Source organism: Rhodococcus sp. Q1 (genome assembly GCF_004153645.1).
Lineage (GTDB): Bacteria > Actinomycetota > Actinomycetes > Mycobacteriales > Mycobacteriaceae > Rhodococcus > Rhodococcus gordoniae.
Map to the genome: position 1 here is coordinate 241,337 of NZ_SDMJ01000004.1, position 12,173 is coordinate 253,509.

Here is a 12,173-nt window from a genome sequence, read left to right on the forward strand (position 1 = left end):
CATCGGAACCGTCTGCCCCCATACGGCGAATGTTGCTGCCCCTCGCCCTCGCCCAGTTCATCTGCAGCTTCGCAGGTTCGAACATGAACGTGATGATCAACGACATCAGCGTCGACCTGGACACCACGGTGCAGGGCGTCCAGACCGCGATCACCGTGTTCCTTCTGGTCATGGCGGCGTTCATGATTCCGGGCGGGAAGCTGACGGATCGATGGGGCCGCAAGCGATGTTTCGTCGCCGGCCTCGTCCTGTACGGGGCAGGCGCGCTCATGAGTGCGGCAGCACCCGGCCTGGGCATCCTGATCGTGGGCAACTCGATTCTCGAAGGAATCGGCACCGCCCTGCTGATCCCGCCCGTGTACATCCTCACGACAATGCTCTTCACCGACACGAAGTCTCGGGCACGGGCCTTCGGCGTGATCACGGGGATGGGTGGGATAGGCGCCGCAGCAGGCCCGCTGATCGGTGGGTTGATCACCACCGCGATCGACTGGCGGGCGGCCTTCGTGTTCCAGGCTCTGATCGTCGCCGCCATCGTTCTTCTGAGCAGAAGACTCGATGATCCCCTGCCCCCGGACCCGACCACACCGTTCGACGGAATCGGTGCCGTGCTGTCGGCCGCAGGTCTCGTCTGCATGGTCATGGGAATCCTTCAGGCGGACAACGCACTCTCGGTGTCGGCGACACTCATCGGTATCGGAATCCTGCTCGTCGTGGGATTCTTCCTGCACGTACGGAGATTCGAACGGGCCGGCAGAGTGCCGCTGCTGTCGACCCGGTTGTTCCACAATCGCACGTCGAATCTCGCGCTCGTCACCCAGAACATCCAGTGGCTCCTGCTGATGGGCGTCGCGTTCGTCGTCTCGGCATTTCTGCAAGTGGTCCGCGGCTACAACGCGATCGAGACGGGTGTCATCTTCACCGCTGCCACCGCCGGCATCCTCGGCGCCTCCCTGCTGGCGGAACGATTGGCCGACAGGCATTCACAGCGCACACTCATCATGAGCGGGTTCGTCGTCACCCTCGCCGGAATCGTCGTTCTGCTCCTGCTGGTGCGTGCATGGACCAGTGCATGGGCGTTCGCGCCGGGCCTGTTGCTCATCGGTATCGGCCTGGGTGCGATGCTCACACCCTCGGTGAACGTCGTGCAGTCGGCCTTTCCGGAGGAACAGCAGGGCGAGATCTCGGGCCTGTCGCGGTGCGTGTCCAATCTGGGCTCGTCCCTGGGCACCGCGGTGGCAGGTACCGTCCTTGTCGTCGGCCTGGCCACTCCGGATCGTTCGTACGCGCTGGCGATGATCGTCCTGGCGGTCATCGGCCTCGTCGGACTCGCCGCCTCCGCATTCCTTCCCTCGACCACCTCACGCGCTACTTCCACTGCACGCTGACCGCACTGCACCACCGGCGTGCAGATCCGGTGTTTCCATAATGAAACACCTTTACCGCCAACGGATGCGGAAATCGAGGGAACGGTGTTCTTTCACGTCGACGGTGGGCGGCGGGGAGTGCCCGTCGACCAGTATTCCGGTTCGACGTCAGCGACATCGACGTCGTGTCCGAAGAACTGGCGGGCCAGCACACGAGCGCGGTCCTGCACCTCCGCCGAGGTGAGCTCGTCCGCCAGTACCAGCGACAGCCTCGCCACGCACTCGGTCGGCTCGTCGATCCGGTGTACCGTACACCTCCAGTCGCCCATGAGGCTCGTCCCGTCGAACCCGTCGTCGCGTCGGAGCGGGGGCGCGCCCGCCCGACGCGGAGGCCGGATTCGTGCTCAGGATGCGAGGATCCTCGCCTTCTCCCTCTCGAACTCGGCCTCGGTGAGCACGCCCTGCGCCTTCAATTCGGCGAGGTCCTTCAGCGCCGCGATGCGGTCCGTCCCACCCGGAGGCGGACTCGCCGGGGTCGGCGCGGGCTCGGGTGCGTACTGTTCGGGCCGGCCGTACTGTGCTTGTTCCTGCGCGCTCCACCGCGCCCCCTGACGGCGGGAGACCCGATTGGAGACGGCTGTCGCAGTCCCCGCTACGACTGCGGTACGAGCCACCCCACGAAGCAGTCCCGGCATGATGATCTCCTCACGTATCTCGTTCGCTCGAATCACGTTTCGACATCGAGCTTCTCCAGCGAAGCCAGGATGCTCTGCACCGGGATACGCCCGGATGCGACGAGTTCGGCGCCGTTTCGACGCAGGGCTCGCGCCAGCGGAGCAGCCCAGGTGTTCTCGTAGACGAGGACGGCGGCCGAGCAGCCCGGTTCGAGCGCGGCCCCCGCTTCATCGAAGTCGGTGTCGCCGAGCAGGCCCGAGGAGGCCTCCGCGAACAGCGTCACGTCGACCTCTCCTTCGAGTCCGACCTCGGAGATGTCGATCCCGGCCACCGAACCGTCGGTGTCCTTGCGGACGAACGCGAGATCGAGCACCCGGATGATGCCTCGTTCGGCGAGATCGAGCAGCAGCGGTAGAGCAGAGCCGTTCGGCGGTCGGTCGGCGGGGAATTCGATGACGAGATAGTCGACCGGGCCCATCTCGTCGATATCCGGATCGGTCACCTGGAGCCTCGTTTCGATGAAAGATCGTTCGCGGAAGCCGGGAGCCGACTTCCGCCGGTGTCGTCGAGAACAGATCCCCTCTTGTCGAGTATGACCGCCCGGCGGCTGTTTCCGAAGCGAATAGAGTTCATATTTCCTACGGAGAGATCCTCGGCGGCGCATACTGAGTCCGGCCCCGGAAGGGGGGCGATGCAGGGATGACCACGAACACCGACGCGGGCGGTGAAGATCCCCGACCGGGTCGACTGGACGACGACGAACGCGCCGAACTCGACCGGTTGCGCGCGGAGGTCGCCACGCTTCGGGAACGAGAACGAGCCGCTCCCGGGACGAAATCCGTTCGCGAACCACGGCCCCCGAGACACGGATGGCGCTGGGCTGCGGTCGCGCTGCTCACCGTACTGGTCGCGGTTCTGGCCGTCCTGTCGGTGACGGCACGGTTCGTGCGCAGCGAGATCCTCGACACCGACCGGTACGTGACCACCGTCGCCCCTCTGGGTTCGAACCCTGCCATCCAGACACAGATCGCGAACTCCGTCACCGACGAGATCTTCACGCGCGTGGACATCGAAGGCCTGACGACCGACGCACTGGTTGCCCTCACCGATGCCGTTCCGGCCACGGAGAACGCGCCCCGTGTCGACCGCGCGGTGGAGGGACTGGCGCCGGTGATCACGGGGCAGGCGCGGAGCTTCGTCAACCAGACGGTGCTGTCGTTCGTGCAGAGCGACCGATTCGAGGATCTGTGGATCCAGGCCAATCGCGCCGCCCACGATGGCCTGGTCGCGGTGGTGACCGGGAATCTCGGTCCGTCGTCCGTAACGGTCGACGACGCGGGTACGGTGAGCATCTCGCTCGGCACGGTGATCGACAACGTGAAGGCTCGCCTCCTCGACCGTGGTTTCACGTTCGCCGAGAAGATCCCGAGTGTCGACAAACAATTGGTCCTGTTCCGATCACCGGAACTGGTCCGGGCACAACGAGCCGTGAACACCCTCGACAACGTGTCCGATGTACTGCCCTGGATCACGCTCGCCGCTGCTGCCGCCGCAGTCGCGGTCGCGCCGGCGGGACGGCGCCTACGCGCACTCGCGTTCGTCGGCCTCGCGCTGGTCGTAGGCATGTTCGTTCTGGCGGTCGCCCTCATCATCGCTCGATCGCTGTATCTCGACGGTGTTCCACCCGACGTCCTGTCGCCGGATGCGGCTGCCGCCATCATCGATGCCGTGCTGGTACCGCTGCGAACCACTCTCCGGGCGGTCGCGGTCCTCGGGTTGGTGATCGCTCTCGGCGCCTACCTCACCGGTGGTTCGTCCTCCGCCGAGACCGTCCGGCGCGGGTTCGGCCGCAGCCTCGACGCCGTGCAACGATTGCGCCGGCCGCGCCCGCCGAATCCCTTCGAGGCAGCAGCCTTCCGTGCCCGCATCGTGATCCGGTCGGTCATTATCGGAGTGGCCGCACTGCTGGTGATGTTCTGGCGTTACCCCACCGGGCTCGTGGTCGCGCTCATCGTGCTGGGTGCGGTCCTGGCGCTGCTGGTCCTGGAACTGGTGATCAGACCCGCACGCACCGTCGAGGAGCATCCGGCGATCGAGGATCAGCCGACGACCTGATCGCCGCTACGACCGGTCCTGCCGATGAAGGCGTTCACCGCGTCCTCGACGGTCGGGTGGAAGCGAGTCGGGTCGAATTTGTCTCCCACCCCGAATCTGACGAGCCGGTCCTTGATCGGTCCCTTCATCTCGGCGAATACGAGCCGGATTCCGTTACCTTCCAGATAGGTGTCGAGGTCGACGAGTTCGTCGACGGCAGTGGTGTCGAGTCCTGTGATCGGTTCGGCCGCGATGATCACCCACTCGACCGGCACCTCGCTTCCGGCGACCACCGAGCGCACGTACTGATCGAAGATCTCACCGTTGGCGAAGAACAGCGGAGCGTCGAACCGGACGAGCACCAGCCCCGGGATACGGGTCCCGTCGGGATGACGCTCGACGTCGTGAAATCCCGGACGGTCGGCGGTCCGTACGAGTTCGGTGCGGTACGGCTGCCACGCGTGCGCGACCACCGAGACGAAGGACAGACCGATCGCGACGAGGATGCCCTGCAGCACGCCCACCAGAGCGACCCCGAGGAAGGCCGCGGCGGCCAGCCCGAACTCGACCGTGCTCATCCTCCACATCCGGACCATGCCCCGGACGTCGACCAGGGCCGTGGCGGCGACGATCACCACGGCGCCGAGAGTCGCATCGGGCAGGTAGGTGGTCAGACCCGGAGCAACGAGTACGAAGACGAGGACGGCGACCGCGCCGACGACACAGGCGAACTGGGTACGCGCGCCGCTCTGCTCGGCCACCGGCGTCCGCGATCCGCTCGCCGAGATCGGGAACCCCCCGAAGAGTCCCCCGGCGATGTTGGCGACACCCACCGCCTTCATCTCCGTACTCCCGTTCACGTTCTCGCCTCGGCGCGCAGCGAACGTGCGGGAGAGCACCCCGGTGTCGGCGAAGGCGATCAGCGCGATACCGGCCGCCGGTCCGACGAGCCGGGCCACGTCTCCCCATCCGACCCCGCCGAACGACGGGAGCGGGAGCCCCTCGGGCAGCGCACCGACCATTCCGATGTCGTCGGTGAGATCCAGCGCGGCGGAGGTCACGATTGCTCCGACGACCGCGACCAGGACTCCCGGTATCCGCGGCAACCACAATCGGAAACCGACGATGACCGCGAGGGAGACCACCCCGATACCGGCTGCGACCGGGTCGATCCCGCCGCCGGCCACGGCTTCCCCGATCTCCCGGATCTCCCCCAGGAGGCCGGACGCGTCGACCGAGAAGCCGAGCAGTTTCGGCAGTTGCCCGACGATCACGACGAGCGCGATCGCATTCAGGTAACCCAGCCGGATCGGTTTGGACAACAGTTCGGTGACGAAGCCGAGACGGAGGAACCCTCCGACGAGCAGGATCACGCCGACGAGCACACCGAGTATCCCGGCGAAGACCAGCGCGCTCTCCGGGTCGTCGGCGACGGCGAGCGGGAGGACGGCCGCTGCGATGAGCGGCGCGAGCGACGAGTCCGGGCCCAGGACGAGGATCTTCGACGGGCCGACCACGGCATAGGCCAGGAGCGGAACGATGGTCGCATAGAGGCCGGCATAGGCAGGCAGTCCGGCCGCTTCCGCGTATCCCATCCCGGCAGGGATGAGCAGTGCGGTGAGCACGAGGCCGGCAGTGATGTCCGGTCTCAACCACTCGCGACGGTAGGCACGAGCCGTGGCGATTCCGGGAAGCGCCCCCAGGCCCTTGTTCCATGACATGACCCGGCCTCAGTGAGCACGCGCGGGAGCGACCGCCACCGGCGCGGGGATCGACCGGTCCGGTGTGCGTCGGTGACGCCGGATCGCCTTCTCCGCTTCCACGACGACCGGAATGATCACCGACCAGCCGATGCAGACCAGCCATTGAGCACCTGTCAGCGACGTCGTCATGAGAAGGTCCTGCAAAATGCCCGACTCGACGGCGAGCACCGTGACCACCACCGGAATCGACAGGATCCGGAGGGCGCCCACGATCGGCGCGGCGAATCCGGATTCCGGATCGCGTCGCATGGACAATCCGGCGAGAACGGAGCCGAAGGACAACACGACGAAAGCGGTCGTCATCGGTACCGTCGGTTCGGTCGTGCTCATCTCGCCGGGAGCGAGGAGCATGGCCGCGAGTGCGACGGCGAACTGAAGGGTTCCGTAGACCGTCCACTGCACGAAAGCGGCCCTGTTGGCGATGGGTGTCTTCGGGTCGCGGGGCGGCTTGTTCATGAGATCCGGCGAAGGTGGATCGAGCATGATGACGGCGACCGGGAACAGCGTGATGAAGAAGTGCTGGAACAACACCATCAACGGCGTCAGGGCGACGCCGTCGTTGATGTCGAAGATGCTCGCGACGAGGAAGAGCAGGACGAGCGACAACAGCTTCGACATCTGGTACCGGATATAGGACACGATCTTCTCGTAGATGTTGCGACCCAACCGGATCGCAGTGACCAGTGTTCCGAAGTTGTCGTCGGTCAGCACGATTCTCCCGGCCTGTTTCGTCACTTCGCTGCCCGACCCCATCGCAACGCCGATGTCGGCTTTCTTCAGCGCAGCGGCGTCGTTGACAGCGTCTCCGGTCATCGCCACGACCGCTCCACCCTTCTGCATGAGATCGACGAGGCGGAGCTTGTCCTGGGGAGTGACCCGACCGAATACGTGCAGGTTCGGAAGGTCCGCCGCCAGAGCTTCGTCGGACATCGCTCGAAGGTCGGGTCCGCTGACGACCCCTGGTCCGAGACCGAGTTCGGATCCGATCGCGGACGCGGTGATCGCGTGATCACCGGTGATCATGCGGACATCGATACCTGCCGCGTGCGCGGTACGTACCGCCTCGATCGCCTCGGGCCGTAACGGATCGATGATGCCGACCATCCCGACGAAGGTGAGATCCTCGACGAAGGACATCGGGTCGGCCCGTACCGCTTCCTCCTGCCCGTCGACGATGCGAACGGCGAACGCCAGTACCCGCAGCCCTCTCTCGGACAGAGTCCGGTTCGCGGCGACGAGTTCGTCACGGGCCGCGTCGAGCGGAACCGCGTGCCGCCCGGGCCGATAGGCGGTGTCGCACTGTGCCAGAATCACGTCCGGGGCACCTTTGACGAGTTCGACGAAGCGCGTGGCGCCGTCGACCGGAAGGTGATGGAACGTCGCCATGAACTTGTACGCGGAGTCGAACGGCACTTCGGCGACGCGGGGGTACGACCGTCGGGTGAGCGGAGCATCGATGCCGAGCTTGGCGGCGAGCACGACCAGCGCCGCCTCGGTGGGATCTCCGACGACGACGCCGTTGTCGGAGACCGTGGCATCGCTGTCGAGGCACAATCCGTAGGCGAGGAGCGTGAAGTCGGGCAGATCGTCACCGGCGACGCGCGTGATGCGCCCCGCCTTGCTGTAACCCTCACCCTCGACGGTGTACCACCGGGTGTGAAAATACAACGAGCGCACCGTCATCTGGTTCATCGTGAGCGTACCGGTCTTGTCCGAGTTGACCGCGTTCGTCGCACCGAGCGTCTCGACATCGGAGAGATTCTTGACCACGGCCTTCGCCTCGGCGAGCTGTCGGGCACCGAACGCGAGCATCGCCTGGACGAAGGTCGGCAGACCGGTCGGGATCGCCGACACTCCCATGGCGATGCCCAGCAACAGCACCGTGGTCAGATCCTGCCCGCGGATCACACCGATGATCACGATGACGGCAACCGCGGTCCAGGCGATGACTCCGAGCAACCTGGTCAGCGAATCGAGTTCGCGTTGCAACGGCGACTTGCTCGGAGCCACCGCCGACAGCATCGACGCGATCCGGCCCATCTCGGTGTCCATGCCCGTCTCCGTCACCACCATCGTTGCGGTGCCACGAGTGACGGACGTGTTCTGGAACAGCATGTCGAAGCGATCGCCCAGAGGAACGTCACCCATGGGAAGAGTCGTGGGGTCCTTCGGGACGGGTGCGCTTTCTCCTGTGAGTGCTGCTTCCTGGGTTTCGAGCGTCGCCGACGTGATCAAACGTCCGTCCGCGGGCACCAGGTCTCCGGCTTCGAGTTGCACGATGTCGCCCGGAACCAGGTCGGTCGCCTCGATCTCGCTCAGCACTCCGTCGCGGATCGTTCGCGACTGCGGAGTCTGCATTCTCGCGAGGGCATCCACACTCGCACGGGCCTTCAGTTCCTGCCGCGTGCCCAGGACGACATTGAGAGCGACCAGGACGACGACCACGAGGGCGGTGGGGATCTCACCGATCACGATGCTGACGACCGTCACGGCGATCAACATCAGGTTCATCGGATCCCGTACCTGCCGCAGCGCGATCGCCCACATCGAGGGTGCGGGTTCGGAGACGATCGTGTTGGGGCCGAATCGCCGGCGACGCTCGTCCGCCGCGCCCGTCGTGAGACCGGACCGTTCATCGGAGGACAATGCGGTGATCACGTCGGCGCTGTCCGTTGCATACCAGGATGTGTGTTCGCGATCGGGGACGAGGGCGTTCGCTCGGTCCGGACCGGATTCGGTAGTGGCCATCGCCGTTCGTCCTTCCGTACCGGAGATCCTCAATAGAGCGTCGGTATCCAGTGAAGAGGTTGTGCCGGCGCCGTGTACCCGGCAGCGTCCTGTCGCGGCGGCAGGACGAACTCGGGGTGCTCGAGCGGCTCGTAGGGAATCTGGTCGAGCAGGTGACCGATGACGTTGAGCCGGCCACGCTTCTTGTCGTCGTTGTCGACGACATACCAAGGAGCCCAACCGGTGTCGGTCGAGTGGAACATCTCGTCCCGCGCTCGGGAGTAGTCGTACCAACGTCTGTACGATTCCAGGTCCAGGCTCGAGAGTTTCCAGATCTTGCGGGGGTCGTCGATGCGACTCTGCAGCCGCTCCGTCTGCTGTTCCTGGCTCACTTCGAGCCAGTACTTCAGGAGGATGATGCCGGAGTCCACAATCGCGCGTTCGACCGTCGGGATCATCTGGAGGAAATGTCGCGCTTCCTCCTCGGTGCAGAAGTTCATCACTCGTTCGACGCCGGCACGGTTGTACCAACTGCGATCGAAGATGACGACCTCACCTCCGGCCGGCAGGTGGGGTACGTAGCGCTGGATGTACATCTGGGACCGCTCACGCTCCGTGGGAGCGGGCAGTGCGACGACGCGGAACACCCGGGGACTCACTCGTTCCGTGATCGCCTTGATGACACCGCCTTTACCTGCGGTGTCGCGGCCTTCGAACAGGATGCAGATGCGGGCACCGGACGATCTCACCCATTCCTGCACAGCGACGAGTTCGCCGTGCAGTGGGCGGAGCAGGCGGCGGTATTCCTTGTTCTTCATGGGTTCACAGGTCGGCGATGCGCTCTGCTGCGGTGCGCCGGGGGCGTGAAGTGCACCGGAATCGGAACGCGCGGCGAGCGAGTTCTCCGGCGAGCGCTTCCGATGCTTCTTGTGCCCGGTCTTGTGTCCCACAGTTCTCCCTCGGACGTGTACCCATTGTCCGCCTTCGGTCCGGAGTTCGTGGGAGAACGATCGGTTCGGTGCAGTGGAGGCGGAGCCGATCGACACGTGCCTGCAACCTGTCGCGAGCGATGCCGAATCGTGCCCCGAAACGGGCGTCCGATACCGTTTCGTGCCTCGACGGCCCTGGAGGCCGACGTACGATCGGCCGATGAGCGGTGACGACGAGTTCCGTCAGATCCAACAGGTCATCGAACGTCTGATCCTTCGGTATCCGCTTGTTCCTCCGGACGACATCGAACGTGCAGTGAACGGCGTCTACCTCCGATTCGCCACGAGCAGAGTTCGGGACTTCGTTCCGTTGCTCGTCGAGAGGGCGGTGAAGCGCGAACTCGCCGGACATCCGACGCTCGATTCACCTCTCCCGCCTGTGCTTCCGGATCTCGGCGGGTAGGACGTGGGCCGGCACGAGTACGTCGGTCTTCACGACGCCGGGCAGAACCGCTGACCACATCGACGAGAACAACCTCTCCCGAACAGGTTCCATTCGTTCCGAGCCGGGTCACCCGTCCCCGACCGTCGCGTCGTGATCGGTCGTGGCCGTGGACGGTCCCGCCGAGAGATCCCGCCACCCGGCGAGCACCTCGTGCACGTTCTCGGCGCCCTTCAGCGGTTCGGGCGGCGGGGGCAGCACGGCGGGATAGAGGAGGAACGGGGTGCTCTGCGGGCCACCCATACCGCCGTGCGAGCCGACCTGCTCCTCGAACGCCGCAACCTCGTCGGTCTCGGGCCAGTAGGCACCGCCGACCATGATGTCGGCGACGTTGTCGAAGGTGTCGGTGCGCCGGATCTTCGCCAGCGCATCGGGACCCATCACCTCGAGAGGGTTGCGGCCGGTGACCTCACCGGTCGTCACGTCCACCCGGCCGTGGGCTCCGAGCACGACGGATCCGCCAGGGGTGGCGACGAGCAGGAAGCCGATGCCGGGATGCTCCCGGAGAGCAGTGAGAAGCCCCGGGTGCGCGGCCTCGATGGTATCGACGTCGGCGCGGCCGGGCAGATGAGGGAAGTAGATCAGGCCGAGGTTGCCCGAGCCGAGCACGATCGGTTCACCGGCGACGGTGTGCGCCTGCTCGCCGGCCGGTGCGGCGTGCATGCTGGCTGCGGCATACGCGCGTCCTTCCCCTCCGGGCCGGGTCGAGGGCTCCGCCCTGCGCTCGTGCCGGTGACGATCGGCCGACTCGTCCCGTGTGGCCGACCGGATCACCAGTTGTCCCAGGCTCTCTCCGTAGCGTTGAAGAAACGTCGCGCCCTGACTCTGCCCGTGATCGGACAGCACGACGACGCGATAGGACCGGTCGGACTGTTCCGCGACCGCGAGCAGCATCGCGATGATGTCGTCGACCTTCGCGAGCACGGACAGCGTTTCGGGCCGAGAGATCCCGGAGTGGTGCGAGACCTCGTCGTAGCCGATCAGATCGAGGTAGACGACAGTACGTCCCTTGATCAGATCACCGACCACCGCGGCGGCGGTGACGTCGGTGGCGAGTACGGTCGCGAAGGCGCGGACGAAGGGGTACATTCCGCCACGCGGTACCCGTGGCCGGATGTCCTTCCGTTTCTGCCGCAGCGACTGACGAAGTTCCCGTTGCAGTTCCGCGATCATCCGGATGAAGGTGCGCAGCGCACTCGCAGGATCGGCGAAATAGGCGCTGTAGCCGGCGCCCCCACCGAGCCGGGCGCCGCGCATACGACTGACGACCAGTACGTTGTCCTGCGCACCACCGGTGAACAGGTTGCCCCGGCTCGCACCGTCGTGGGCGAGCAGCCCGGGCCGCTCTGCTCGTTCGAGTTCGCGCTGCTCGTTGTCGGCCGGGTTGCTGAACACGGAGATACGCCCGGTGGTCTTGTCGTACCAGCGGAATGCGGGCACGTTGTGGTTGGAGCCGTGCAGCACGCCCAGTTGGGTCGCTCCGGTCTGGCTGCTCCAATCGGTGTGCCACGGCACCAGCCGGTGGGTTTCACGCACCAGCTTCGCCAGGCCGGGCGTGACACCGTCGGCGATCGCCCGCCGCAGTACGTCGTACCCGAGCCCGTCGATCTGGATGCACAGCAACCCCGGAGGCGCACCCACGAGCGTCGCGTTGTGCCGCAATCGGAACCGGTTCCGTCGCACCTGCATCAACCGGTAGGCGGTATCGGAACGGGAGGCGATCGCGCCCGAGACGACGGAAGTGACCAGCGAGACCAGCGCGGCGAGCACGATCGCATCGCCCGGGCGGTCCACCCTGGCGACCGGTACCAGGTACAGCGTCAGCAGCATGATCACACCGCCGGCCACGAAGACTCCGGCGAACAGCAATACCGGGCCGATCCACGACATCAACCGCATCATCACCGGCCACAACACCGCGTTCAGCAGACCGAACACCAGCGCGAGTACCAGCGCGGCAGGCAGCGTCGGTATCGGAGCGAAGCCGGACCGGTCGAGGGTGATGCCGTCGAGGACCCGATCGAGCACGACGAGCACGAGCGCCGACGATCCCCACAGCACGAGGAACTCGACGAGTATCCGCAACAAGCCGCCCACCGTACGCATCGCGGGCCCC

Annotated in this window: 10 protein-coding genes; 3 read left to right on the plus strand and 7 right to left on the minus strand. The window is 65.9% G+C overall.

Annotated features, from left to right (window positions below; translation table 11 throughout):
- Positions 1-29: 29 nt before the first annotated feature.
- A complete protein-coding gene (locus EQ874_RS13395; RefSeq protein WP_242496757.1) occupies positions 30-1,388 on the plus strand; it encodes an MFS transporter in 1,359 nt (452 codons plus the stop codon).
- Positions 1,389-1,480: 92 nt separating this feature from the next.
- Here EQ874_RS13395 and EQ874_RS13400 read toward each other — a convergent pair whose 3' ends face one another.
- From EQ874_RS13400 to EQ874_RS13410, 3 genes are all read right to left on the minus strand, one after another.
- A complete protein-coding gene (locus EQ874_RS13400; RefSeq protein WP_242496758.1) occupies positions 1,481-1,645 on the minus strand; it encodes a hypothetical protein in 165 nt (54 codons plus the stop codon).
- Between the two features lie 126 nt (positions 1,646-1,771).
- A complete protein-coding gene (locus EQ874_RS13405) occupies positions 1,772-2,062 on the minus strand; it encodes an SHOCT domain-containing protein (RefSeq protein WP_064064375.1) in 291 nt (96 codons plus the stop codon).
- A 32-nt stretch (positions 2,063-2,094) separates the two neighbouring features.
- A complete protein-coding gene (locus EQ874_RS13410) occupies positions 2,095-2,544 on the minus strand; it encodes a DUF6325 family protein (protein WP_129977074.1) in 450 nt (149 codons plus the stop codon).
- A 197-nt stretch (positions 2,545-2,741) separates the two neighbouring features.
- Between EQ874_RS13410 and EQ874_RS13415 the strand changes: the two genes are divergently transcribed.
- Positions 2,742-4,157, plus strand: a complete 1,416-nt coding sequence (locus EQ874_RS13415; RefSeq protein ID WP_129977075.1) for a hypothetical protein — start codon at positions 2,742-2,744, stop codon at positions 4,155-4,157.
- On the opposite strand, the gene EQ874_RS13420 is transcribed toward EQ874_RS13415, so the two are convergent.
- The 3 genes from EQ874_RS13420 to ppk2 are packed head-to-tail and all read right to left on the minus strand — an operon-like array spanning position 4,142 to position 9,576.
- The gene (locus EQ874_RS13420) at positions 4,142-5,857 is read right to left on the minus strand and encodes a SulP family inorganic anion transporter (RefSeq protein ID WP_129977076.1); all 1,716 of its coding nucleotides are present in this window, start codon (positions 5,855-5,857) and stop codon (positions 4,142-4,144) included. The two genes, EQ874_RS13415 and EQ874_RS13420, sit on opposite strands and share 16 nt — an antisense overlap.
- 9 nt (positions 5,858-5,866) lie before the next feature.
- Complete coding sequence (locus tag EQ874_RS13425) at positions 5,867-8,647, minus strand: cation-transporting P-type ATPase (protein WP_129977077.1); 2,781 nt, start codon at positions 8,645-8,647, stop codon at positions 5,867-5,869.
- A 29-nt stretch (positions 8,648-8,676) separates the two neighbouring features.
- Positions 8,677-9,576 carry a polyphosphate kinase 2 gene (gene ppk2 / locus EQ874_RS13430; protein ID WP_129977078.1) on the minus strand — a complete coding sequence of 300 codons (900 nt, stop codon included), beginning with the start codon at positions 9,574-9,576 and terminating at the stop codon, positions 8,677-8,679.
- 199 nt (positions 9,577-9,775) lie between these two features.
- Between ppk2 and EQ874_RS13435 the strand changes: the two genes are divergently transcribed.
- A complete protein-coding gene (locus tag EQ874_RS13435; RefSeq protein WP_129977079.1) occupies positions 9,776-10,018 on the plus strand; it encodes a hypothetical protein in 243 nt (80 codons plus the stop codon).
- Positions 10,019-10,126: 108 nt separating this feature from the next.
- On the opposite strand, the gene EQ874_RS13440 is transcribed toward EQ874_RS13435, so the two are convergent.
- Entirely contained in the window at positions 10,127-12,163 is a 2,037-nt protein-coding gene (locus EQ874_RS13440; RefSeq protein WP_129977080.1) for a phage holin family protein, read from the minus strand.
- Positions 12,164-12,173: the final 10 nt, after the last annotated feature.